Genomic DNA, 23,472 nt, shown 5'->3' with positions numbered 1-23,472 from the left:
GCGGAGGGCCCCCTTTGTAGTTCGGGCCGTCAGGCGAAGGTACATGTGTGGCTGGGGGCCAGTAAGCGGTAGATGAGCGAGCGCGAGAGTGGGGACAGTACCGACCGACCGGCCGTGGATACCGTCGAAATCGCCCGTGAAGAAGCACAGCGGACGATAGACAGCCAGAGTCAGACACTCAACGACATCGACAACAAGGCAGCGCGTCTCCTCCGCGTGAACCTCATTCTCCTCGGAGTCATCCTGACCGGTATCTCTATCGCCCTGAACGCCCGGCCGAGTGAGGCGAGCGCGGCGTCGGTACTCGTCGATTTCGTCAACGGCTATACCGTCATGGGTATCGTCCTCCTCCTCGGTTCGACGGCCGTCGCCGCGGTCACGTATACCGCGTCAGACCTCCGAACCGGCATGAGTGGAAAGGACCTCCGTGCGATGCTCGACAACGATTACACGGACCGACAGAACTTGGAAGGGCTCGTGGAGAGCTACTCGCGCTGGATCGAACACAACTTCCGGACGAACGCACGGAACGCACCACTCGGAACACTCACACTTCTCCTGCTCGTCTACGCGATGACGGCACTCGCGCTAGGTACCGTTCAAGCGGCAACGGGACACGTCGGTGGCATACTGTTGATCGTTCCAGTCGCGCTAAACCTCGTCCTCACGTGGTACACGCGGTTCCATCGGCAGGTACAACGCGCACTCGAACTCCGCTAACGCGTCCGGAGCTGGTAAGGGCGAGACCAATCACCAATCTCGGGGTGGTCTATGCGGCTCCCGGGCCAACACTCAACTACGAGGACGGCATACACCCGCGTATGAGTGGAACAACGAGCGGGACGTCGGAGAACGAGGGCGAATCCGGGAGTCGGTCACGCGAGCGGCCGTCGTTCGAGGGGCAGCCCGTGTTCAAGGGTGACTTCGAGGAGGACGAGGATGAGTGAGGACGAGCCGAACGACGTAGAGGCCCGGCCATCGTTCGAAGGGCAGCTCACCTCCAACAGTGCCGACCGCGAGAGCGACGAGAAGGACGAGTAGCCGCTAGAACAGCGCCGCGTCGTCGTCGAGGAGACGGGCGGGCCCGCCGACCTCCCAGACGCGCGTGTCGACGCCCGTCGCGGCGACCGCCTCCTCGACGGCGTCGACGTGCTCCGCGTCCGTGTTCACGTAGACGGTCGCGCCCGTGTCCGTGGAGAACCACGCGGGCACGCCGTCGTCGCGCAGGTCGCGCACCGTCTCGAAGACGGCGAGCGTCTCGGGCTGCCAGTAGACCCATCCCTCGGGGCCCGTCATCGTCGTCGCGGCGAGCGAGAGCGAGTCGTGTTCTGCGGTCTCGAAGACGCGCTCGGTGTCGCCGGCGCGGACGGCGTCGCGCATTTCCGCGAGCTGGTCCTCGACGTGGACGCGCCGCGCGTCGAACATGTGGCTCTCCTCGGCCTCGTCGTGGGCGGCCTGCGTCTCCTTGTACGCCGGGACTTCCGCGATGACGATGCGGGTGTCCGCCTCCAGGGTTTCGGCGGCGTCGAGGCGGTGACTCCGACATTCGGCGTCGCTCAGCCCACCACCGAGGTCGGAGTAGCCGCCCGTGACGGCGCGGGCGGCGGACGCGGAGCCCCGGCGGGCGATGGTGGACATCTCGGGGTGCGAGAGGTCGAGACCCGCGGCCTCGCACGCGGCGACGGCGGCCGCGGCGAACCCGGACGCGGAGGAACCGAGGCCGATGTTCGTCGGGAAGTCGTTCTCGCTGACGAGTTTCGCGCGGGTCTCGATGCCGGCGCGCTCGCGGACCTCGTCGAGCACGCTCTCGATGCGTTCCGCGCCGCGGCCCGTCACGCGCTCGTCGCCGATGACGTACTCGTCGGCGTCCAGGTCGTCGTCGAACGCGACGGTCGTCGTGGTGCTCGCGGGCGCGGTGCAGACGCTGATGCTGTCGTGGTAGGGGTAGCGAGCGTCGTGGTCGCGCATCCCGTGGTACTTCACGAGCCCCTGAATCGGATGGGCCCGCGCGGTGGCCTTCATGCCTGCACGCGGGACGCTCGCGCGCATAAACGTCCCGAAAGCGCGCGTCGTCGCGGTGGCGACGGCCGCCGCTCCGTTTGGGCCCGACAGCCGAACTCTCCGTTCAGGCCGCGCTCGCCGGCTCGTCCGGCTGTTCGAGTTCGAAGACCCGGGTGCCGCAGTCGTCGCAGGTGACGGCGACGACGTCGACGGCGCGACAGCAGGACTCGACGACGTCCTCGCCGAAGGAGACGGGGCCGTCGCAGGCCGGGCAGTGCTCGGCGAAGAGGCGCAGCGCGGAGAGGGCGACGACGCGTTCGTCGGGCCCGAGGGCGTCCCACGTCTCGGGGTCGCGCTCGTCGAGGACCCGCCCGGCGGCGACGTCCGCGCGGTACGCGGCCTCGGAGGGCCAGGTGACGCCGCCGCGCCCGCCGCCGGTGACGTTCGCCACGAACGACCCGCCGGCGTCCCGGACGGTGACGCGCGAGGCGTCGATACCGACGACGTCCGCGAACGCGACGCGGACGGTGCGCTCGTCGCGGAGCGCGGCGATTCGCTCGCGCCACGCCGCGCGGAAGTCGGGGGCGAGTGTGAGGTCGCTCCCGGTCTCGCGCTCGACGAGGACGCCCGCGTCGCGGAGCGTGGCCTCGGGGTCGAATTCGGGGTCGAGAGCGCCGTCAGCGCCGGCGTCGGCGTCACCGTCGCTCGTGTCGTCTCCCGCGACGCGCGTGGTCCCGTCCGCGCCGACGGCGTGCCCGGTCTCGAAGCGCCGGAGGACGCGGTCGGGGAGGGCGCGCTTCGTGAGCGTCGGCGTGCCGGGGACGAGGTAGCCCCGGAGGGTGATCGCGGCGAGCGAGGCGGCGAGCACGAGGACGCCCGCGGCGGGCGCGACGGCGCCAGCGAGGAGCGCGAGACAGAGGGCGAGCGCGGTGTTGAGCACCGTACAGGGCGTACAGCGGTTCTCGCCGGTGTACTCGGGCCGGCGGAGAGTGTCGAGGGCGTCGTCGAGCGCGTTCCGCACCATCGTTCGTGACTGACCCTCCGGGGGCTAAACGCTGTCGCCGCCGGGGTGTCCGGAACCCTCAAGGCCGCCGTCCGAGTTGCGCCGGCATGGGCGAACCACTCGACACGCGCGCGGCGCAGGCCGAGGAGGTCATCGAGCGCCTCCGGCGCGAGTACCCCGACCCGGAGATATCCCTCGACTTCTCGGACCGCTTCGAGCTCCTCGTCGCCGTGGTCCTCTCCGCGCAGTGCACGGACGAGCGCGTGAACGCGGTGACCGCCGACCTCTTCGAGACGTACGACGGGCCCGCGGATTTCGCGGCCGCGGACGTCGACGACATCGCCGACGACATCGACTCGATCACGTACTACAACTCGAAGGCGGGCTATCTCCACGACGCCGCCGAGAAGATACTCGCGGAGCACGACGGCGAGGTGCCGGACACGATGAGCGCGCTCACGGACCTCCCGGGCGTCGGGCGCAAGACGGCGAACGTCGTCCTCCAGCACGGCCACGACCTCACGGAGGGCATCGTCGTCGACACGCACGTCCAGCGCCTCTCGCGACGACTCGGCATCACGGAGGAGGAGCGCCCCGAGAAGATCGAGGCGGACCTGATGGACGGCGTCGTCCCCGAGGAACACTGGAAGAACTACACCCACTGGCTGATCGCGCACGGCCGGGACACCTGCACGGCGCGCAACCCGGACTGTGAGGACTGCGTGCTGGAGGACGTCTGTCCGTCCTCGAAGCTCGACCACGACGTCGACCTCGCGGACGGCGGCGAGTGGTAGGCGGGGACGGGGCGCGGACCCAACCCTTACGTTCTCGTAAACTAGGTTCTAGCCGATGGTTTACGAGACCGGTAACCGAACGGTCGACGACGCGCTCGAACGCGTGCTGGCCGGCGAGACGCTGACGCGCCGCGACGCGCTCGCGCTCGTCGCGCAGCCGGTGGAGTCGCTCGCGCCCGCGGCGGACGCGGTTCGCGCACACCACGGCGACGGGACGGTGGACGCGTGCAGCATCGTGAACGCGAAGGCGGGCAACTGCGCGGAGGACTGCGGCTTTTGCGCGCAGTCGGGGCGCTTCGACACCGGCATCGACACCCACGACCTGCTCGACCCCGACGCGATCCTCGACGCGGCGAAGCGCGCCGAACGCGACGGCGCGCAGCGGTTCGGAATCGTCGTCGCCGAACGCGGCGTCTCGAAGGAGCGCCGGCCGGAGGAGTGGGAGCGGGTGTTGGAGGCGATTCGCCTCGTCCGCGACGAGACGGCGGTCGCGGTGGACGCCAGCCTCGGCGTCCTCACCGAGGCGGAGGCCGAGACCCTCGCGGACGTCGGGCTGAACCACTACAACCACAACGTCGAGACGTCACCCGACTACTTCCCGGAGGTCGTCGGGAGCCACGACTTCGCGGACCGCGTCGAGACGCTGGAGACCGCGAAGGCCGCGGGGCTCGACCTCTGCGCGGGCGTGATACTTGGGATGGGCGAGAGCCCGACGGACCGAATCGACGCCGCGCTCGCGCTCCGCGAGGTCGGCGTCTCCTCGCTCCCCGTGAACGTCCTCGACCCCGTGCCCGGGACGCCGCTCGGCGAGCGCTTCCCGGACGGGCCGGCCATCGACACCGCGGACGTCGTGAAGACCGTCGCCGTCTATCGGTTCCTCCACCCTGAGGCGCGCGTCAGACTCACCGGCGGGCGCGAGGTCGCGTTCGACGACGCGGACGCACACCGGCCGTTCGAGGCGGGCGCGGACGGCCTCCTCACGGGCGACTACCTCACGACGGACGGGCAGAGCGCGGCCGCTGACCTCGATGTCGTCGAGCGGGCGGGGCTCCGGCCGAACCGGGCGATAAACGGGTTCGACCCCGACGCGGTGCGGGCGCGCGACGGCGAGGAGTGACGGCCTCAGTTCTCGGTCATCGCGGCGAGCGTCACGCGCTCGCCGTAGGAGAGGTCGACGGGCGCGCCGGGTTGGACGAGGCCGACGTCGGCGTCGTCGACGAGGAGGGCGACGTCCGTCTCGTCGCGCTCGACGGTGAGCATGCCGGGGAGGGAGACGACCCAGTTCGGGCACTCGACGCGGAAGGGCGCGATGGGGACGACGGTGACGGCGTCGACGGTCGGGGAGAGGGTGGGGCCGTCCGCCGTGGCGGTGTACCCGCGGCTCCCGAGCGGCGTGGCGACGGCGACGCCGTCGGCGCGGACCGCGTCGACGGGCGCGACGCCGGCCTCGCCGCGCGCCTCGATGGCGTACTCGGAGATGCGCGCGGCCTCGGCGGTGGCGAGCATCACGTCGGAGAGCGCCCGGTAGGTCTCGCGGCGCGCCTCGACGGCGATGGTCGGGCGTTCGCGCGGTTCGTACTCGCCGCGGACGAGGCGACGGAGCGCGCGGTCGCGGTCCGTCGGAGTAACGGCGTCGGCGACGGGGTCGGCGTTGAGGGGGAGCACGGGCGTTTCGGCGGGGACGCCGGCGCGGACGAGCGCGTAGAGCGCGCCCTCGGTGAACGCGGCGACGGCGTCGACGTCGTCGTCGAGGACCGACCGGGCGTCCCCGACGGTCGCGGTTCCGCCGGCGTTCTCGACGACGGCGGCGGCGCTCTCGGCCTCCGGGCCGACGAGCCCGACGTGTGCCTCGGTCATCGTCGGAGGGTCGCCCCCCGCGGGCAAAAAGCTGCTGTCAGCGCTCGACCCGCGGGGCGTTCAGTATGGCCAGTCGCCCGTGACCCGCATCCCCGCGGCGAGGTCTTGGTCCTCGCAGGCGGCGGCGATGTCGGCGGGCGCGGCGTGCGCGACCGTGAAGCCCTCGTCGGCGAGCGCGACGGCGAGCGCCGTGAGGAGGACCGCCTGCTCCCGGAAGGTACGCACTTCGAGTTTGTCGAGCGTGTCCGCGGCGGTGTGGCCCCAGCCGCGCCCGCCGTCGCCGGTGTCGCTCGCCACCATGTAGCCGGGGACGCCGCGCTGGACGTAGTTCCAGTGGTCGGAGTGCGGGCCGAGTTCGGGGTCGACCGTTATCGGATGCGAGAAGCGCTCCGCGACCTCGCGGGCGACGCGACCGAGCGCGTCGAAGCCGTGCGTCGTGCATTCGAGGGTGCGCGCCGCGGCGACGCCGTCGAGGTTCAACACGGCGCGCACGCGGTCGAGGTCGCGGTTCGCGGCGTCGTGCGCGGAGCCGACGAGGCCGACCTCCTCCGCGCCGAAGACGACGAAGTGCACGCGGGTGTCGAGTTCGTCCGCGCGCCCCGCGAGCGCCCGCGCGAGCTCGACGACCATCGCGGTGCCCGCGCCGTTGTCCATCGCGCCCTCGCTGATATCGTGGGCGTCGACGTGCGCCGTGACGAGCAGTTCCTCGTCCGTGTCGGGGCCGACCTCGGCGTGGACGTTCCGCGAGGTCGCCTCGCCGAGCGTCGCCTCGACGTCGACGGTGACCGTCTCGCCGGCGAAGCGCCGCGCGAGGCGCGCGCCGACCTCCTTCGAGACGCCGAGCGCGGGGATGTCGCCGACCGGCGCGTCCGCGGTGCCGACGCTCCCCGTCGGGGCGAGCCCGCCCGGGTAGTGGTTGGCGAAGACGAACGCGGCCGCGCCCGCCTCCACGGCGCGGTAGTATTTCTCGCGGCGGTGGACGACGCGCTCCGCGTGGTCGGGGACGGTCGAGTCGACGAGCACGACGGCCCCCGAGAGGTCGCGGCCCGCGAAGTCCGCGGGGAGGCCGTGGCCGAGGTCGACGAGGTCGCCGGACGCCGAGGTCGACGGACTCCGCGGGAGCGCGATGCACGCCCGTTCGTCGCCGCCCGCGACGAGGTGCGAGGTGCCCCGCTCCCACCCCTGGATGGCGAACTCCTCCATGCGGGCGTCGCGGGCGTGCTCGGCGAGGGCGTCGCGCGTCGCCTCGGCGGCCGCGCGCTCGCCCGCGCTCCCCGCCATCCGGTTCCCGACGTCGACGAGCGTTTCGAGGTGGTGCCAGCCGGTGTCGCTCGTGACGGTGCGGCCGATCCAGTCGGTCATGGGGTGAGTGGCGTCGCCGACCGGTAAAAGCGTGGGTGGAAGCGCTCCGGTGTCCGCTACAGTTCGCCTTCGGCTTTCAGGCCCGCGATGACGTCGTCGACGAGGCTCTCGACGTCGTCGTAGGGGAACTCCTCGTGGCCGGAGAGGAGCTTCGCGAGCTCCATCGCGGAGTAGGTCGTCTCGCCGGCGTGGAACTTCGTCATCGGGCCGCGGGGGAGTTCGGGGACGAGGCTGGTCATGCTCGTGACGGGGTAGTCGGCGTCTTCGAGCGCGGCGGTGAGCTCCTCGCGGAGTTCACCCTCGGCGTCCGTGTCTGCGTCGCTCATGGGCGTTCGTCGCCGAGATAGCGGAAAAGGATTGCGTCTGCGGGGGGCGAAGGTGGCAGCTTTTTGCCCCGTGGCCGCGAACTCGCTCGACATGTCCGAATCGCTCTCGGAGTGGCGGCCCGCGGTGGACCGGGAGATCGAACGCGTCCTCCCGCGCGAACTGAGCGCCGACTACCTCCGGTCGTTCTTCGGGGAGGGGCGCTACGAGTACGACCCGGACGCCATCGAGGACGCCCTCTCGACGCCCGTCTGGGACCTGCTCGATCGCGGCGGGAAGCGCTGGCGCGCCGTCGTCTTCTTGATGCTCGTCGAGGGGTTCGGGGCGGACCCCGAGGAGTTGCTCCCCTACGCGGTCGTCCCCGAAATCCTCCACAACGGCACGATAATCGTCGACGACGTCGAGGACGGCGCGGAGAGACGCCGCGGCGAGGAGGCCGTCCACCACCGCTACGGCCAGGACATCGCGCTGAACGCCGGTAACGCCCTCTACTTCATCCCGCTGAAGATAGTCGAGCGCAACCCCGCCGACCTCGACCCCGAGACCCGCCTCGCCGTCTACGAGATGCTCACCTACGAGCTGAACCGGACGCACCTCGGCCAGGGGATGGACATCCGCTGGCACAACAGCGACGAGGTGGCGATAACGGAGGGCGAGTACATGGAGATGTGCGCGTGCAAGACCGGCTGTCTCGGCCGCATCGTCGGTCGCCTCGCCGCCATCGTCACCGACCAGCCCGACGACGTCGAGGCCGAACTCGCGGCGTTCATGGAGACGGTCTGCATCGCCTTCCAGATCGCGGACGACATCCTCGACGTCGAGCACAGCCTCGACCGCGCGGGCGACTTCGGGAAGGCCGTCGGCAACGACGTCAAGGAGGGCAAGAAGACCCTCATCGCCGTCCACGCCGTGCGCAACGCCGCGCCCGAGGACGCCGCGCGCCTCCAGGAGATACTCGCGGCGGACGACACGACGGACGCCGAGGCGCTCGCCGCCATCGAGGTCATGGAGGAGACGGGGAGCGTCGAGTACGCCCGCGAGCGCGCCATCGCGCTCGTCGAGGAGGCCCGCGACCACCTCGACGACGTCCCGCTCACCGAGGACGTCGCCGCCGAACTCGCGGCGTTCGCGGAGTACGTCGTCGAGCGCGACGTCTGAGGAGTTCGCCGTCGAGACGGCCGAACGCGCCGCGACAGCAATCGACAGGCAACACACATATATCGCGCGACGCGTCCTTCCTCGCGTATGGTCCGCGTCCGTTCGCTCACAGACCCCTCTCCGCGATTCGCCACCGTCGTCTACCTGTTCGTCGGCGGGACGTGGCTGCTCGCGTCGGACGCCGTCGTCCACGCCGTCGCGCCGACCCAGACGGCAGCGACGGTGTTACAGACGGCCAAGGGGTGGCTCTTCGTCGGCGTCTCGGCGGCGGTCATCTACGCCCTCGGCCGGCGGCGCGAGCGGCGACTGGAGCGCTCGAACGAGCGATTGCGCGACACGGCCCAGCAGCTCCAGGTGCTCGGTCGGGTCTTCCGGCACAACGTCCGCAACGACATGACGGTCATCAAGGGGTACGCGGAGCTGGTCAGAGAGCACGTGAAAGACGAGGCGGACGCCGACCGGCTGCGGACCGTCGCGGCCACGGCCGACGACCTGATAGCGACGAGCGAGCGGCTCTGCGTCGTGAACGAGCTCGACGTCGGCACGGACGAGACGGTCGACGTCGCTGCGCTCGTGCGTCGGGAGTGCGAGCGGCTCCGCGAGACGACCCCCGGAATCACGGTCGAGACGTTCCTCCCCGACCGGGCCGAGGTCCGCGGCGACGACGCGCTCCGACGGGCGATTCGGACGGCCGTCGAGTGTCTGCTCGAACAGGGGTCGCCGACCGGAGGCCGGCGCGTTTCGATCACGGTCGAGGTGGCGGGCGACGAGGTCGTGGTCGCGGTCACGGACGACGGACCGGGTATCCCCGAGAACGAGCTCGAACCGGTCCGGTGCGGCGAGGAGACGGCGCTCGTCCACGCGGCCGGCGTCCGCATCTGGCTGCTCAAGTGGCTCTGTAACGTCTACGGCGGGCGCGTCACGTTCGCGGACGGACCGACCAGCGGGACGGTCGTGTCGCTTCGTCTCCCCGCCGTCGGCGGGTCGCACCGCCGCGCCGGTGTTTAAGTTCGTCCCGGCCGTCGCCTCCGGGCATGGACGCCGACTACGACCTGCTCACCGAGTTGACGGAGGCCCACGGCGCGCCGGGCCACGAGGACCGCATCCGCGAGGTCGTGCGCCGCGAACTCGCCGACGTCGCGGACGAGATTCGGACTGACGCGATGGGGAACGTCGTCGCCACCATCGAGGGCGCGACGAACCCCGACTACGAGGTCGCGGTCGCGGCGCACATGGACGAGATCGGCTTCATGGTGAAACACGTGACCGACGAGGGGTTCCTCCGCCTCGACGCGCTCGGCGGTTGGGACCCCCGCGTGCTGCGCGCCCAGCGCGTCACCGTCCACGCCGCCGAGGGCGATTTAGACGGGGTCATCGGCTCGCCGCCGCCGCACACGATGAGCGAGGAGGAGCGCGAGTCGAAAGACGAGGTCGAGGACTGCTACGTCGACCTCGGGCGCGACGGCGACGAAGTGAGAGAACGCGTCTCCGTCGGCGACGTCGTGACGATGGAGCAGGACACCCGACGGCTCGGCGACACCGTGACGGGGAAGTCGATGGACGACCGCGTCTGTCTCTTCGCGGTGCTCGAAGCCGCGAAGCGAATCGACCCCGACGTGACGGTGCACGTCGCCGCGACGGTCCAAGAGGAGGTCGGATTGCGGGGAGCGACGGCGCTCGGCGTCGACCTCGACCCGGACCTCGCCGTCGCGCTCGACGTGACGGTGGCCAACGACATCCCGCAGTTCTCGGACGCCTCGAAGCACGTCACCGAACTCGGGGAGGGCGCGGCGATAAAGCTCAAGGACGGGAGCGTCATCACGAACCCCAAGGTGCGAAAGCGCCTGGAGTCGCTCGCGGAGACGGCGGGAATCGCCCACCAGCCCGAGGTGTTGCCGGCGGGCGGGACCGATACGGCGGGGTTCCAGAACACGCACGGCGCGAAGCCGGTCGCGGCGATCAGCGTCCCGCTGCGCTACATGCACACGGTGACGGAGGCCGCGCACGTCAACGACGTCGACGCGACGGTCGAGTTACTCGCCGCGTTCCTCGACAGCGAGACCGGCGAACACGATTATCGCCTCTAGCGACCCTCGCCGGGAAAGGACGGACTAGCGAACCGTCACGTCCAACTCGACGTCGCGGCGTCGGCCTTCGAGGTCGGCGACGACGCGCTCGACGACGCGGCGGCCCTCCTCGACGACGAGTTCGGAGGCCTTCTCGATCACCCAATCGAGGGAGGCGAACAGCGGGAGGTCGAGGACGCCCTCGGCGGAGCCGGGGTCGTAGGTGACGACGAAGCGGACGCGACAGGCCTCGGCGGTGTCGTCGGTATCGGTGGTGCCGGCGGTGTCGGCGTCACCCGTCCCGCCCTCGTTCCCGTTTTCGTCGTCACCGTCGCTCCCGTCCTCCGCCGCGCCGAGCGGGTCGACGAGCCACTGGCCCGAGGCGTCGAGGTCGCGCGTCACCGACCAGTCGATGCGCGTCGGGCGTTCGACGTCGGTGACGCGCGTGTGGGCGGTGTAGTCGAGTTTCCACCACGCGAACGTGAGTCGGTACTCGGTCCCCGGCCCGCCGTCGCCGTGGGCGCGGACGGACTCCAGGTGCTTCGAGTACGCCGCGTAGCCCGGGAAGTCGAGGAGGAAGTCGTAGACGTCCTCCGGCGGCGCGCGGACGGTCGTCGCGACCTCGACGGTCTTCACACGACGACGTGGACGCGCGGACGGCATAAGTGGTGGCGTCGGCGTTCCGGAACGATTGTGGTGCGCGCGCCCCGAAGCGGGGGTATGAGTCACCCAGAGGACGCGCCGAGCGTGATCGTCGTCGGCGGCGGCGTCGCCGGCCTGAACGCCGCGCTCTACACCGCGCGGGCGGGCTTCGAGACGACCGTCGTGAACGCCGGGGAGTCGATACTCCGGCGTAACGGCCACCTGGAGAACGTCCCCGGCTTCCCGGGCGGCGTGAACCCCCGGACGTTCCTCGACCTCCTCGACGAGCAGGTCGCCGACGCCGGCGCGACGCGCGTCACGGGCGAGGTGGAGACCCTCGACGAACTCGACGGGCAGTTCGTCGCGGAGACGGCGGCGGAGGTCTACGAGGGCGACTACGCCATCGCGGCGACGAAGTCGAACCCGGGCTACCTCGACGCCTTCGACCTCGCGCTCGACCAGCAGGGGTCGAAGACGTACGTCGACGTCGACGAGCGCGGGCGGACGGGCGTGGACGGCCTCTACGTCGCGGGCCGCCTCGCGGCCGAACCCCACCAGACGACGGTCGTCGCGGGCCACGGCGCGAAGGTCGGCCTGACGGTCGTCGAGGACTCCGAGGTGCCGTACTACCACGACTGGGTCGCCCCCGAGGGCTACTTCACGGGCCGCGGGCGCGAGGTGCCGCCGGGCGTCGAGGAGATCGACGAGGACGAGCGCGAGGCACGCGAGCGCGACTCGATGGAGCGGATGCGCGCGGCGTTCGCCGAGCGCCACCCGGACGAGCCGACGATGCACCCGAGCGTCGCGGACGACGACGAAGACGAGTAGCGGGACGGGACACGGAACGGCGAGGCGAACCGTCGAGGCGCCGCCCGAGCGCCGACACGTATCGGCGTCCGAGGCCGACGCGGGCCTTATCGGCGCGGCGCGCGAGTCGACACCCATGACCGGGAACGAGCGGGGCGTGTCGGCGGTCATCGGGGTCGTGTTGTTGCTGGCCGTCACGACGCTGCTGGCGGTCACGGTCGGGACGCTGGCGCTCGGGCTCGGCGGGCAGACGCAACCGACCGCGCCGACGCTCTCGGTGTCGCACGAACTCGTTGACCGGGGTGACGGGAGCGGCGAGCAACTGGTCGCCATCACCAAGCAGTCGGGCGGGCCGGTGAAGACGGACTACCTCTACGTCGGCGGGTCGAAGCCGCTCGACATCGGGGCGGGCCCGGATTCGGACCGCCCGACGGCGGACTCGGACAGCCAGGCGAGCGGCCTGGAGGCGTTCACGGAGTCCTACATGGACAACCCGCCGCAGGTCGGTATCGGCGACACCTGGGAGGCCGGCGAGACCGTCTACGTGGACCCCGTCGGCGTGGCGAGCGGGACGGACGTGACGATATACTGGAACACCCGCGACGTCGAGGGGAACAACCCCGGCGAGGTCGGCGGGTCGGACTCCTACGAGCTAGCGTCGTTCACCGCGTGACGGTCGCGTGACCGCCGCGATACTGTCTCCGTGAAAAGTATTTTGGCCCTACACGACGACGCTCGGTGTGATGGGGGATACCAGAGGACACGCACGCGGCGCATCGTCGGTCATCGGAGTCATCCTACTCGTCGGAATCGTCGTCGTGCTCGTCGGCGCGGTCACGCCGTTCGTGATGAACCTCGCCGGGGAGACGCAGGCGAAAGCGCCGACGGTGTCGGTCGACAATCGAATCACGAACGCGAGCGGCGGGACGGACTACAGCGACAGCGAGGACAACCTGATCGCGGTCACGCTCGAATCCGGCGGCCCGCTCCAGACCGACCAACTGTACCTGACGTCGTCGAAGCCGGTCGACATCGGGTCGGCGACGGGCAACACGCGGGCAGGTGAAGGGGACGCCTCCGAGCGCGAGCTGTTCTCGGAGGGCGACGGCCAGACCGGAATCGGCGACACCTGGGAGGCCGGTGAGACCGTCTACCTCGACCCCGAGGGGAGCGCGCCCGACACGTCGATCTCGGTCTACTGGACGTCGAAGCCGGTAGAGGCCCAAGATGATGGGGAGATCAGCCCCGGCGACTCCTACGAGATCGCGTCGTTCACGACGTAACCGACGTCGACCGCCGCGAAGGCGGACGCTTTTACTGGCGGGGACGCCGAGGGTGAGCCATGTTGGAGGGTGTGAACGTCGCGCTCGGCGTCTCCGGGAGCATCGCGGCGGTGAAGGTCGTCGAACTCGCCCACGAACTCCGGCGACGCGGGGCGTCCGTGCGCGCCGTGATGACGGACGGCGCGCGGGGAATCGTCCACCCGTGGGCGGTGGAGTTCGCCACCGAACACGACGTGACGACGGAACTCACGGGCGCGGTCGAGCACGTCGAACTCTGCGGCCGCGAGGGGTGGGCGGACGTCTACCTCGTCGCGCCCGCGACCGCGAACACCGTCGGGAAGGTCGCGGCGGCCATCGACGACACGCCGGTCACGACGACGGCGACGACGGCGCTCGGCGCGGACGTCCCCGTCGTCCTCGCGCCCGCGATGCACGAACCGATGTACGACCATCCCGGCGTCCTGGAGAGCCTGGAGCGCGTCGAATCGTGGGGCGTCGACGTCGTCGACCCGCGCATCGAGGAGGGGAAGGCGAAACTGGCGAGCCTCGACGCCATCTGCCTCGACGTCGCGCGCGCCGCGGGCGAGCGGCCCCTCGCGGGCGAGCGCGTCGTCGTCACCTCGGGGGCGACGAGCGAGCGCATCGACCCGGTGCGCGTGCTGACGAACCGCGCCTCGGGTCGGACGGGCCGTGCGGTCGCCCGCGCGTGCTACGTCCGGGGTGCGGACGTCACGCTCGTCCACGACGGCGACGACGTCCCCTACGCCGACGTTCGTCGCGTCGAGTCCGCAGCGGAGATGCTCGCCGCCGTCCTCGACGCCTGCGAGGACGCCGCCGCCCTCCTCTCGGTGGCCGCCATCTCCGACTACACCGTCGAACCCGCCGACGAGAAGATACGCAGCGGCGGCGACCTCACGCTCGACCTGGAGGCGACGCCGAAGCTCCTCGACACCGTCCGCGAGGAACACCCGGCGCTCACGCTCGTCGGCTTCAAGGCGGAGACGAGCGGCGACGACGACGCGATGGTTCGGGAGGCCCGACGCATCATGGAGCGTGCCGGCCTCGCGTTCGTCGTCGCCAACGACGCGAGCGTCATGGGCGGCGACGAGACGCGCGCGCTCGTCGTGCGAAGCGACGACTACGCGGAGTACGCGGGCTCGAAGGACGGGCTCGGACTCAGAGTCGCCGACGAACTCGTCGGCGAACTGTAGCGCGCGTGTAGCGAGGCGCGAAAAGACGGCGCACGTATCGCGCCACCCGCGCTCCGGCGCGCCGCCGCTCGGTACACCGCGGTTCTCCGCGCCACCCGCGTTATTCTCGCGTGTCGCGCCCTACGGCCGCTCCCGCTCGATGTTCGGTCGGCCCGCAGGGCCGACCTACTCCCCCGGACTGTAGTTCGGGGCTTCGTCCGTTATCATCACGTCGTGGGCGTGACCCTCGGTTTGGCCGGCCGAGGAGACGCGAACGAACTCCGAGTCGTTCTTGAACTCGGGGATGGTCGCCGCGCCGACGTACCCCATGCCGGACTGGATGCCGCCGACGAGCTGGTGGAGCTCGCTGGCGAGCGGGCCCTTGTACGGCGTCGCGGCCTCGACGCCCTCGGGGACGTACTCCTCGTCCGCGTCGTCCTCCTTCAGGTAGCGCTCGCCGCCGCCGGACTGCATCGCGCCGACGGAGCCCATCCCCCGATACTGCTTGTACTTCTTGCCGTTCATCGTGATGACGCGCCCGGGCGCCTCGTCGGTGCCGGCGAAGTAGGAGCCGAGCATCACTGCGTCCGCCCCCGCGGCGAAGGCCTTCGCGGCGTCGCCCGAGTAGCGAATGCCCCCGTCGGCGATGACGGGCACGTCGTAGTCGGCGGCGACGTCCGCGACCTGCGAGACGGCGGTTATCTGGGGCATCCCCGCGCCGGAGACGACGCGCGTCGTGCAGATGGAGCCCGGACCGATGCCGACCTTGACGCCGTCCGCGAAGTCCACGACGTCCGCGGCGGCTTCCGCGGTGCCGACGTTGCCGACGACGACGTCCGCGTCGATTGTCTCCGTTATCTCGCGGGCGGAGTCGATGACGTTCAGGTTGTGCGCGTGCGCGCAGTCGATGAAGACGACGTCCGCGCCGGCCTCGTCGGCGGCCGTCGCGCGCTCGACGTCGAAGGGACCGACGGCGACGCCGACGAGCAGGTGCCCGTCGTCGTCGCGGGCGGCGTCCTCGTGCTCGCGGCGGGCGAGCACGCCCTGCATCGTCACGAGGCCGACGAGCCGGTCGTCGTCGGCCACGATGGGGACGCGCTCGATCTTGTGCTCGTACATGAGTTCGAGGGCGTCGCGCGCGTCGACGTCCGCACTCGCCGTGATGACCTCGTCCGTCATCGCCTCCTTCACCCGGTCCTCCTCGCCCACTTCGAGGTAGGGCCGGATGTCCGTCCCGGAGATGATGCCGAGCACGCGGTCGTCGTCGTCGACGACCGGCGCGCCGGAGACGCCCTCGCGCTCCATCATCGCGTCGACGGACTCGATGGTCTGGTCGGGCGACGCGGTGACGACGTCCTCCCGGCGGATGACGAGTTCGTCCGCGCGCTTCACGCGCTCGACCTCGGCGACGAGCTCGTCGTCGTCGAGGTTCTGGTGGAGCACGCCCAGCCCGCCCTCGCGCGCCATCGCGATGGCGAGCTCGCTCTCCGTGACGGTGTCCATCGCCGCGGAGAGGATGGGGACGTTGAGGGAGACGTTCTTGGAGACGCGCGTGGAGACGTCGGCCTCGTCGGGTTCGACGCGGCTCTCTGCCGGACGGAGCAGCACGTCGTCGAACGTGAGCGCTTCGGGGACGTCGAGCTTCTCGGAGAAGGTACCACTAGGTCGCTCGTCGTTCGCCATGTAAATCGTGTTCGCGCGATACGCAAAAACGTTCCGTAACCGGCCACGCCGTGCGGGGAACATCGCCACGGTCGTGCATACCGAGCCCCGGCGCCGTCGGGAGACGGCGAGCGCCGCGAGCGCCGCGTGCGGCCACACCCCACACAACGCTTATGTCTCTCAATCGGAAACGTTCGGGTATGGACTCCCTCAGTCCCTTCGCAGTCCGTATCGCCGGTGACCAGCCACAGCGCTCCGGCGACTTTACAAAATCCTGCGCGGGGACAGTCATGGGGGCCTCCACCTTCTGGCGGCGACAGATGGCCCCGCGGCCGTCGTCGTACCATCCCGCCTATCGCCGTTCGGCCGGTGGTCACGGCCATCGTCCCTGAGATGAGTATCTCCGGCCACCCGGTCGCCCTCCGCTTAGAGCGGCGTGTCGGCGGCGCGACGCGACTCCTCGCCACCGTCATGCTGCTCCCGCTCGTGGACGGCATCTTCGCCGCGCTCGTCCTCAGCGGCGCGCTCACGCAGACGACCGCCGTCGGACCGCTCGTTGTCCCGACGGGCGCGCTGCAGGTCGGCCTGCTCGTCTTCGGCGGGAGCGCCACCGTCGCGGTCGTCCTCGTCGAGATGCAGGGCGACCGCCGCGAGAAGGCCCACGCCGTCCTCACGGTCGGCGTCCCGCTCGTCGTCGGTGCCGTCGCCGTCGCCGCGCTCGCCCCCACCATCGAGAGCGTCCTCGATACCGCGATCTTCGAGCGCTTCGCCGCGTTCGTCGTCCTCGCCATCGCCGCGAAGACTGCGAGCTCGCGCATCGGCGACTACCTCCCCAGCCCCGGCATCGTCGTCGGGCTCGGGCTGCTGGCGAGCGTCCGGCCGACGTCCGCGACGCTCGCCGTCCACGTCGAACCCGGTGTCGTCGTCGCCGCCGCGGGTGCCGCCGCCGTCGCCGTCGGCTTCGCGCTCGTCGTCGCGCTCCTCGAACCCCACCTCCGGCACCTGCTCGACATCGACCGCTTCCGCTTCGGGAGCGCCGTCGCACTCGGGACGCTCGCCCTCTCGCTCTTCGGTATCGTCCCCGAGGGCGCCGCGCTCCCCGTCTTCGCGCTCGCCGGCCTCCTCGCAATCGACCCCGGGCAGGCCGACGCGACGACGGCCGGGAGCGACGACCGCGCCGACGCCGACGCGCCCTACGGCTACCCCGGCGAGAACGGCGAGGAACGCGCCCCCTGGCTGTGACGGCGCGGCGCGGGTAACGGTGCGTTTACGGCCGTCCCGTCCCTCGACGAACGTATGCCAGCGAACCGCGTCGTCCAAGGACGGATGGTGACGCCGCACAGCCTCGCCGAACTCGTCGAGGACGACGACGTCATGGAAGCCGAATCCATCGAAGACACGGACCGCGAGTGCCCAGACTGTGGTGGCGACGTCGTCTCCGTCGGCTACATGCCGAGCGTCACCGAGTACGTCACGGGCTACAAGTGCCAGGAGTGCGACTGGCGCGAGACCGACCGGGAGTAACGGATCGAAACCCATTTAGGCGGAATCGCCCTACGACGGAGTGCGTGGGGCTGTGGCCAAGCCAGGGATGGCGACTGACTCCAGAGGCCACGCGCCCGGGACGAAATTCCAGACTGGTATACCGAGTGGCGGGCTGATCACCTCGCCGCGACGACGACCCTCTGGAGTTCCGAGGCGCACCGGAGATATCAGTCGATCGGGGGTTCAAATCCCTCCGGCCCCATACTACATTTAACAAATTCGGAAGGTTCTGCCTCCTTCCGTTTACCTCACGTAAGCACCCAGAGCCGTCGCCATCTCTCGGGGTGGTCCGCGTGATCGAAGCCGTCGCGAGCGGCACGTGCGCCCTCTGTAGCGCGTCGCACGGCATCGCCCGTACCGAGACCCCACAGCACGGTGTGGTGCCGCTCTGTCGCTCCTGCCGGAACCTCTGGGGTGAGGGCAAATGAGCACCGACGCCCCGAGCGTCGGCGCCGACGCGGACGGCGACCTTCGCTCGCTCGTCGAGGACCTCGCCGACGAGGTGCGCGAGCTACGCGCGGAGAACGACGCTCTCCGCGAGCGCGTCGCCGACCTGGAAGAGCAGCGCGAGCGGGAAGCCACCGTCCGATGGGCGGGACCGAACCCCGCCGACATCGAGATCGTCGCCAGCAAGTCGGTGACGACGGCATGAGCGCCAACGAGGAGCGCGCCGCCGTCGTCTTCCCCACCTTCGGCGGAAAAGCGCGCACTGTGGGCGGCACGAAACTCGTCATGTCCTCCGACGACGTCCGCCAGGCGCTCGACGAGAAGACCGACATCGACGCCGAGGACTGGCCCGACGAGACCGTCCGGTGCGTCATGCGGTGGACGGCGAAGCTCACCTCCCGGGACGACGACGGCGACCGAGACCCACGGGACGAAGCGAACCTCCTCACGCTCACGAAGCGGAACGGCCGCCTCGCGCTTCAGGCGGAGCGAGACGAGTGGCTCGAGTGGAGCGAGGACGCTGCAGCTCGCCTCGACGGCGAGGGAGGGCCGAACTAACACCGTTGTGAGCACGGCCCGACGAAGGGCCGTGAGCGCCACCACGGGGCCGTAGCCGCCCCACTACGGGTTTCACGCCCAACCCGTACGCAAGCAACACTCCGCTACTGCTGGGTGCCTCTCTCCTTGCTGTCTCTCCTTGCTGTTTACGGCACTCTCGACGCCGTAACAATCCCGTTTCTCTTCACACCCACTCTCGCGCCGGACTCACAACAGTGTGATTCTGGCCGGGGAGCCGATTCCCTACCGCTCCACGCTTTCCTACCTTCTCCCACAGGTTTATCTGCGTGCTTCGTCTACTCATAGACATGAGCACCCCGAAGACCGACCACAGTGACCACGAGGAGGATGCAGACGTCCCCTCGGGTGTCCTTGACGGTCTCGACGACCTCGAGGAAGGCCGGACGCTCAGCGACGAGGAGTTCGAAGACGTCCTCAAGTTCTAATCGCGGTTCTCTCGTAGTGTTTTAGTGTCCGTTCGTTAGTCGTCAGTACGTGAGCGTCGTCCCACTCTCCGACGAGGAGAACTACGCGATCTTCACCGAGTCCTACGGGAAGTCGATGCGAGGGCTCGGACGGGACCAGCAACTCCAAGTTCTCAAACGCCTCTACAAGACGCTCGATAGCGACGCCCCGCAGCACTACATCTACGAGACCGTCGAGGGATGCGACGAGCTCGAGGTTATCCGCGCCGGCAACTCACTTCGGGTCTACTGCCGTCTCGTCATGGGCGTCCCGCACGGAAACAAGACGTACAACGTCCTCTTCGTCTTCTACGTCGACGACCACGACTATCGGGCGCGACCTCGAACGGCTCGACGAACGCGCCGAGGAGCGACTCGTGAACCTCACAGACCTCGCGAGCGTCGACGACGTCGACGCCTACCTCGAAGAGCACGACGCGAAACAGGCCGAGTTCCTGAAGAAGCAGATCGACCGGGCGTAGCGCTCTCTTTCATCGGCCCGCGAAGGTTTCGCTCCACCTCGTCCACCAGCTCGTCGCTCTCCAGGTGAGTGTTCGTCGACGGCGTCTCTGAGACGGCCGCTTAGAACACGTCTCTTAGCCGTATCTTCGTCTCCCTGCTGTCTCGAGGCCCGCCGGCCCCATTCTGTACGTACCACCTTCGGCGGGTTCTACTTTCTTCCACTTACGTCGGGTGAAGAGCGACCGCGCTATCGCCCACCGACGGACTGGCAGCTACCCGGCACTCGCTTTCGGCGGAGCACCTGTCGGTCTTTGCCGTCGCGTGACCGCCGGAGCGACGCCACCGACCAGCGTCGGAAGGTTGGCCGCGCGTGCGGAGGCGTGAGTCACTCCCGGGACGTGTCGGTCGCCCGAGCCAGCGTGAAGAGCGCGCCGCCGCGGACACCCGCGTCACGACGAGTGGTCGGAGGAATCGTCGCGGCGACGGCTGGGCGGGAGGTCGAGAGGCGGAGTTCGGCGTCCACCGGTCGGTCACGGACGACGCGAAAAACGCAGAGAGAAGCCGGCCGCGGAGCGACGGTGTCAGTTCGGGGTCGTCGAGGAACTGATGATGGACGAGCTACCGCCGGAGGACTGCCAGACGACCTGAACGGTTTCGTCACTAGGTTCCGTGTTATTCCCTTGAATCGTGATGCTATCGCCAGCCTGGATGTTGTCACCGTTCCAATCCGTGCTGGTGATCGTGTAGTCCGGAGAGGTGCCGAACGAGGTGGTACCATCTGTCGCGTTGGCGGTCGCAGACCCAATCGTCACGGAGATCGTACTACTGTCGAGGCTGTCGCCACCCTGGTCCGTAATCGTGATCGTGTTGTTCGCGTTGTCGTCGCTGAAGTTCTCGTAGTCGTAGTTGAAGGTCGCGCTGGGGGCGTTGTTGCCGACGTTGCCGCCGAGGCCGAGGACGAAGGTGCCGATGACGGCGGCGAGGATGACCGTGATGGCGACCATTAGGATGACGCCGATGACCGGCGAGACACCGCGGTCGTCGCTAAGGAGTTGGTTCAGGTCCATCGTTAGCCCTGGTACTCCCACTCACCGATGATCGAGGACGAACCACCCGAAGACTGCCAGACGACCTGTGCCGACTCAGCACCGTCTGTATTGGTGAAGTTCAGCGTCGCGCTATCGCCGGCCGTCCAGCGGTCGTCGCCGAGGCCGCTGTACGTGATCTCGTCGGGGTCTGGAGTCCCCGTGACGTTGATGGTCGAATTATCGAGTCCGTCGCCGCCCTGGTGCGTCACGGTCAGATTCTCCGTACCCGAGTCGTAGTCCCAGTTGAACGTCGCGCTGGGTGCGTTGTTGCCGACGTTACTGCCGAGACCGAGGACGAAGGTGCCGATGACGGCGGCGAGGATGACCGTGATGGCGACCATCAGGATGACGCCGATGACCGGCGAGACGCCGCGGTCGTCGTCGAGGAGTGCTTTGATGTTCATGGTTCGGGTTCGCGTCGGGGTCGCAGGTCGCGGGACGCCGCGGTGGCGTCCGTCGGGGTCGGCGGGTGGTTCCGTCGACGTATCGGTCCTACGAGGGACTCCGACGTTGCTAGAACGGTCGCGCTTCTGGATACTTAAACGGGGCGGCCGGAACGGCTGCGGAGTCGTGGCCTGCTCGGTCGGCCGCCGATACCGTGGGTGCCCGTACGGGTCGGCGACGGCGCGGTGAGTCTCAGGCTCGGCCTTCGTAGGTCGCGTCGGCGGAGGTGTTGTCGCGGTTGAACGACATGATTTTGGCGCGGATGACGTCGCCCTCGTCCACGGCGTTCGGGACGTCCTCGGTGAAGACGACGAAGCCCTGGACTTTGCCGACGGCGACGCGCTCGCCGGAGTGGTGGTCGCTGAACTCGGTGACGCCGAACTCGTACGTCTCGCCGATGTCGACCGGCGGGTCACGCTCTTGGGCGGCGTCGTGGGCGCGCTTGGATTCGCGGGCGTCGGTGCTGGTGCGCGAGCGCCACCAGAGGGCGGTGAGGACGAGGAGCACGACGACGGCGGCGGCGGCGAGCAGCACGGGTGGGACCGGGGCCATATCGGCCACCTCGCGCGGCCGGTACTTATGGCCCGCGGCTCAGGCGGGGTCGTTGGTGAGGAGGAGCGCGCCGAAGAGGAGTTGGAAGAGCGCGCCGACGGGGACGTGGAGGCCGCCGAAGCCGGTGGTGTAGATGGCGTAGCCGGCCCCGAGGTAGCTGAGGCCGGTGACGCAGAGGGCGACGCCGACGAGCCGCGCGGGCCGGTCGAGGCGCGCGAGGACGGCGTCCTCGCGGTAGTAGAAGTAGACGCTGAAGGCGAGGAGGCAGAGGGAGGCGAGCGAGACGACGGTCCAGACGAGGTAGCCGGTGCGGATGGTCGTCCCGGCCTGGTACTGGTAGGCGCCGAGGGAGAGCGCGACGGAGAGTTCGCTCGCGGGGCCCGTCAGGTCGGCGACCCGGCGGAGGTGGAAGAACGGCCAGCGGACGAAGAGGACGGAGACGCCGGGGCCGGGGAGCGCGGCGTACGCGACCTCCCAGGGGAGGAGGGTGCTGACCCAGACGAAGACGACGGCGAGCGGGTTCTCGTACTCGGGGGCGGTCCAGCGTGGCATCGTACCCGGCTATCCGGGACGGGGGCTTAAGCGTGTCCGCCGAGGGGCGCGGTGGGACGGGGAACGAGGCGGGACGACGGGCGTGAAACGGAACGAGGCGGGACGACGGGCGGGAAACGGAACGGGTCGGGAAGCGAGGTGAGTGACGGGGCCGGACGGTCCGTCAGGCTTTATTGCGCGCGCTCGAAGTGGCGACATGGATCGACTGAAGCGTTCGCTGCTCGACGCGCCCATCATCGAGAAGGACGGCTATCACTACTTCGTCCACCCGATCAGCGACGGCGTGCCGATGCTGGAGCCCGAGCTCCTCCGCGAGATAACGATCCGCCTCATCCGGAAGGCGGACCTCGACGACGTGGACAAGATCGTGACGCCGGCGGCGATGGGTATCCACATCTCGACGGCGCTCTCGCTGATGACGGACATCCCGCTCGTCGTCATCCGCAAGCGCGAGTACGGCCTCGACGACGAGGTGTCGCTCACCCAGCAGACGGGCTACTCGGAGTCCGAGATGTACATCAACGACGTCCAGGAGGGCGACCGCGTCGTCGTCCTCGACGACGTGCTCTCGACGGGCGGGACGCTGCGCGCGATCACGGACGCCCTCGAACACGTCGGCGCGGACGTCGCGGACGTCCTCGCGGTCATCAAGAAGGCTGGCCCGAACGACCTCGACGAGACGGACGTCGACGTGAAGACGCTGATCAACGTCGACGTCGTGGACGGCGAAGTCGTCATCACGGACGAGCACGGCGACGGGTAACGGGAGACCGGTCAGTTCGGCGCGCCGACGCTCTCGCGGCCGTCGAGGGTCGCAAGCGAGGACCCCGACGACGGAGGCAGCGACATCGCACGCGCGGTTCGAGGGGACGCCTTGACGTGCGGGCGGTGCGTACGGCCGGCCGGATGGCTCCCGACCGCCCGGACTCGCGTTCGCGCTCGTTCTCGTTTCCGCTCTCGCTCTCGGTTTCCCGCGTCCCGGAGTCGGCCCGCGGCCCGCTGTGCGCGCTCTGTGCGCTCGTCGGCATCGCGGCGCTCGTCTGTGGCTACGCGCTCGCGGGCTTCGGCGCGGCGTTCGCCGCCGGCCTCACGGCGTACGGGTCGGTCCCGCTTCGCGTGAGCCTCCCGATACTCGGCCTCGGTTGCGGTCTCCTCGCCCTCACGTACGGCTGTTGGCGGCTGTTCCGACGGCTCCTCGAATAGGGAGTGCG

The 23,472-nt window shown here is 69.7% G+C and carries 29 protein-coding genes and 1 tRNA gene; 19 read left to right on the top strand and 11 right to left on the bottom strand.

Annotated elements, in window-relative coordinates:
• Window positions 1–72: 72 nt before the first annotated feature.
• Entirely contained in the window at window positions 73–720 is a 648-nt protein-coding gene (locus tag IEX84_RS11595; RefSeq protein ID WP_188872741.1) for a hypothetical protein, read from the top strand.
• Window positions 721–821: 101 nt separating this feature from the next.
• A complete protein-coding gene (locus tag IEX84_RS14770; RefSeq protein WP_268237662.1) occupies window positions 822–947 on the top strand; it encodes a hypothetical protein in 126 nt (41 codons plus the stop codon).
• Between the two features lie 97 nt (window positions 948–1,044).
• Here IEX84_RS14770 and mvaD read toward each other — a convergent pair whose 3' ends face one another.
• Both mvaD and IEX84_RS11585 read right to left on the bottom strand, forming a co-directional pair.
• On the bottom strand, window positions 1,045–2,022 hold the full coding sequence (mvaD, locus tag IEX84_RS11590) for a phosphomevalonate decarboxylase MvaD (RefSeq protein WP_188872740.1): 978 nt from the start codon (window positions 2,020–2,022) through the stop codon (window positions 1,045–1,047).
• A gap of 103 nt (window positions 2,023–2,125) precedes the next feature.
• The gene (locus IEX84_RS11585) at window positions 2,126–3,025 is read right to left on the bottom strand and encodes a hypothetical protein (protein WP_188872739.1); all 900 of its coding nucleotides are present in this window, start codon (window positions 3,023–3,025) and stop codon (window positions 2,126–2,128) included.
• Between the two features lie 86 nt (window positions 3,026–3,111).
• On the opposite strand from IEX84_RS11585, the gene nth reads away from it, so the two are divergent.
• Window positions 3,112–3,798 (top strand): endonuclease III, encoded by a 687-nt coding sequence (gene nth, locus IEX84_RS11580; RefSeq protein WP_188872738.1) that lies wholly within the window; start codon window positions 3,112–3,114, stop codon window positions 3,796–3,798.
• 55 nt (window positions 3,799–3,853) lie between these two features.
• Complete coding sequence (bioB, locus tag IEX84_RS11575; protein WP_188872737.1) at window positions 3,854–4,915, top strand: biotin synthase BioB; 1,062 nt, start codon at window positions 3,854–3,856, stop codon at window positions 4,913–4,915.
• A gap of 5 nt (window positions 4,916–4,920) precedes the next feature.
• Here bioB and IEX84_RS11570 read toward each other — a convergent pair whose 3' ends face one another.
• From IEX84_RS11570 to IEX84_RS11560, 3 genes are read right to left on the bottom strand one after another with little or no spacing between them, the layout of a single operon-like run.
• Complete coding sequence (locus tag IEX84_RS11570) at window positions 4,921–5,655, bottom strand: NAD(+)/NADH kinase (protein WP_188872736.1); 735 nt, start codon at window positions 5,653–5,655, stop codon at window positions 4,921–4,923.
• Between the two features lie 60 nt (window positions 5,656–5,715).
• Entirely contained in the window at window positions 5,716–7,017 is a 1,302-nt protein-coding gene (locus tag IEX84_RS11565) for a M28 family peptidase (protein ID WP_188872735.1), read from the bottom strand.
• A gap of 56 nt (window positions 7,018–7,073) precedes the next feature.
• On the bottom strand, window positions 7,074–7,343 hold the full coding sequence (locus IEX84_RS11560) for an MTH865 family protein (protein ID WP_188872734.1): 270 nt from the start codon (window positions 7,341–7,343) through the stop codon (window positions 7,074–7,076).
• A 91-nt stretch (window positions 7,344–7,434) separates the two neighbouring features.
• On the opposite strand from IEX84_RS11560, the gene IEX84_RS11555 reads away from it, so the two are divergent.
• From IEX84_RS11555 to IEX84_RS11545, 3 genes are all read left to right on the top strand, one after another.
• Window positions 7,435–8,499 carry a polyprenyl synthetase family protein gene (locus IEX84_RS11555; protein ID WP_188872733.1) on the top strand — a complete coding sequence of 355 codons (1,065 nt, stop codon included), beginning with the start codon at window positions 7,435–7,437 and terminating at the stop codon, window positions 8,497–8,499.
• Window positions 8,500–8,586: 87 nt separating this feature from the next.
• On the top strand, window positions 8,587–9,507 hold the full coding sequence (locus IEX84_RS11550; RefSeq protein ID WP_188872732.1) for a sensor histidine kinase: 921 nt from the start codon (window positions 8,587–8,589) through the stop codon (window positions 9,505–9,507).
• A 26-nt stretch (window positions 9,508–9,533) separates the two neighbouring features.
• The gene (locus IEX84_RS11545) at window positions 9,534–10,586 is read left to right on the top strand and encodes a M42 family metallopeptidase (protein ID WP_188872731.1); all 1,053 of its coding nucleotides are present in this window, start codon (window positions 9,534–9,536) and stop codon (window positions 10,584–10,586) included.
• A gap of 24 nt (window positions 10,587–10,610) precedes the next feature.
• On the opposite strand, the gene IEX84_RS11540 is transcribed toward IEX84_RS11545, so the two are convergent.
• Window positions 10,611–11,201, bottom strand: coding sequence for an SRPBCC family protein (locus tag IEX84_RS11540; RefSeq protein WP_188872730.1), 591 nt, complete (start codon window positions 11,199–11,201; stop codon window positions 10,611–10,613).
• Between the two features lie 84 nt (window positions 11,202–11,285).
• Between IEX84_RS11540 and IEX84_RS11535 the strand changes: the two genes are divergently transcribed.
• The 4 genes from IEX84_RS11535 to coaBC all read left to right on the top strand — a co-directional run bounded on the left by IEX84_RS11535 (window position 11,286) and on the right by coaBC (window position 14,508).
• The gene (locus IEX84_RS11535) at window positions 11,286–12,035 is read left to right on the top strand and encodes an FAD-dependent oxidoreductase (RefSeq protein ID WP_188872729.1); all 750 of its coding nucleotides are present in this window, start codon (window positions 11,286–11,288) and stop codon (window positions 12,033–12,035) included.
• A 115-nt stretch (window positions 12,036–12,150) separates the two neighbouring features.
• Window positions 12,151–12,687, top strand: a complete 537-nt coding sequence (locus IEX84_RS11530; protein ID WP_188872728.1) for a type IV pilin — start codon at window positions 12,151–12,153, stop codon at window positions 12,685–12,687.
• Window positions 12,688–12,757: 70 nt separating this feature from the next.
• Window positions 12,758–13,297: a type IV pilin gene (locus IEX84_RS11525; protein WP_188872727.1), complete on the top strand. Its 540-nt coding sequence runs from the start codon at window positions 12,758–12,760 to the stop codon at window positions 13,295–13,297.
• 59 nt (window positions 13,298–13,356) lie between these two features.
• Window positions 13,357–14,508, top strand: a complete 1,152-nt coding sequence (gene coaBC, locus IEX84_RS11520; RefSeq protein ID WP_188872726.1) for a bifunctional phosphopantothenoylcysteine decarboxylase/phosphopantothenate--cysteine ligase CoaBC — start codon at window positions 13,357–13,359, stop codon at window positions 14,506–14,508.
• 165 nt (window positions 14,509–14,673) lie between these two features.
• Here the strand turns inward: coaBC and guaB are convergent, their stop codons facing one another.
• Window positions 14,674–16,170, bottom strand: a complete 1,497-nt coding sequence (guaB, locus tag IEX84_RS11515; RefSeq protein WP_188872725.1) for an IMP dehydrogenase — start codon at window positions 16,168–16,170, stop codon at window positions 14,674–14,676.
• A 372-nt stretch (window positions 16,171–16,542) separates the two neighbouring features.
• On the opposite strand from guaB, the gene IEX84_RS11510 reads away from it, so the two are divergent.
• The 6 genes from IEX84_RS11510 to IEX84_RS11485 all read left to right on the top strand — a co-directional run bounded on the left by IEX84_RS11510 (window position 16,543) and on the right by IEX84_RS11485 (window position 19,145).
• Window positions 16,543–17,391: a DUF5794 domain-containing protein gene (locus IEX84_RS11510; protein ID WP_188872724.1), complete on the top strand. Its 849-nt coding sequence runs from the start codon at window positions 16,543–16,545 to the stop codon at window positions 17,389–17,391.
• A gap of 54 nt (window positions 17,392–17,445) precedes the next feature.
• Window positions 17,446–17,673, top strand: coding sequence for a DUF5795 family protein (locus tag IEX84_RS11505; protein WP_188872723.1), 228 nt, complete (start codon window positions 17,446–17,448; stop codon window positions 17,671–17,673).
• Between the two features lie 46 nt (window positions 17,674–17,719).
• Window positions 17,720–17,896 (top strand) — tRNA-Trp (locus tag IEX84_RS11500).
• A 222-nt stretch (window positions 17,897–18,118) separates the two neighbouring features.
• On the top strand, window positions 18,119–18,346 hold the full coding sequence (locus IEX84_RS11495; protein WP_188872722.1) for a hypothetical protein: 228 nt from the start codon (window positions 18,119–18,121) through the stop codon (window positions 18,344–18,346).
• A complete protein-coding gene (locus IEX84_RS11490; RefSeq protein ID WP_188872721.1) occupies window positions 18,343–18,699 on the top strand; it encodes a hypothetical protein in 357 nt (118 codons plus the stop codon). Before IEX84_RS11495 ends, IEX84_RS11490 begins: the two co-directional genes overlap by 4 nt.
• Before the next feature lie 308 nt (window positions 18,700–19,007).
• Entirely contained in the window at window positions 19,008–19,145 is a 138-nt protein-coding gene (locus IEX84_RS11485; RefSeq protein WP_188872720.1) for a hypothetical protein, read from the top strand.
• Between the two features lie 1,061 nt (window positions 19,146–20,206).
• Here the strand turns inward: IEX84_RS11485 and IEX84_RS11480 are convergent.
• From IEX84_RS11480 to IEX84_RS11465, 4 genes are all read right to left on the bottom strand, one after another.
• The gene (locus IEX84_RS11480; RefSeq protein ID WP_188872719.1) at window positions 20,207–20,692 is read right to left on the bottom strand and encodes a type IV pilin; all 486 of its coding nucleotides are present in this window, start codon (window positions 20,690–20,692) and stop codon (window positions 20,207–20,209) included.
• A gap of 2 nt (window positions 20,693–20,694) precedes the next feature.
• Window positions 20,695–21,117 (bottom strand): type IV pilin, encoded by a 423-nt coding sequence (locus tag IEX84_RS11475; RefSeq protein WP_188872718.1) that lies wholly within the window; start codon window positions 21,115–21,117, stop codon window positions 20,695–20,697.
• 232 nt (window positions 21,118–21,349) lie between these two features.
• Window positions 21,350–21,709, bottom strand: a complete 360-nt coding sequence (locus IEX84_RS11470; protein WP_188872717.1) for a TRAM domain-containing protein — start codon at window positions 21,707–21,709, stop codon at window positions 21,350–21,352.
• A 39-nt stretch (window positions 21,710–21,748) separates the two neighbouring features.
• Complete coding sequence (locus IEX84_RS11465; RefSeq protein ID WP_188872716.1) at window positions 21,749–22,261, bottom strand: DUF7549 family protein; 513 nt, start codon at window positions 22,259–22,261, stop codon at window positions 21,749–21,751.
• A gap of 196 nt (window positions 22,262–22,457) precedes the next feature.
• On the opposite strand from IEX84_RS11465, the gene hpt reads away from it, so the two are divergent.
• Both hpt and IEX84_RS11455 read left to right on the top strand, forming a co-directional pair.
• Complete coding sequence (gene hpt / locus IEX84_RS11460) at window positions 22,458–23,024, top strand: hypoxanthine/guanine phosphoribosyltransferase (protein ID WP_188872715.1); 567 nt, start codon at window positions 22,458–22,460, stop codon at window positions 23,022–23,024.
• A gap of 143 nt (window positions 23,025–23,167) precedes the next feature.
• Window positions 23,168–23,464, top strand: coding sequence for a hypothetical protein (locus tag IEX84_RS11455; RefSeq protein WP_188872714.1), 297 nt, complete (start codon window positions 23,168–23,170; stop codon window positions 23,462–23,464).
• Window positions 23,465–23,472 lie beyond the last annotated feature (8 nt).

This window comes from Halarchaeum rubridurum (assembly GCF_014647115.1).
GTDB classification, from domain to species: Archaea; Halobacteriota; Halobacteria; order Halobacteriales; family Halobacteriaceae; genus Halarchaeum; species Halarchaeum rubridurum.
This window is presented reverse-complemented; position numbering and strand designations above follow the sequence as displayed.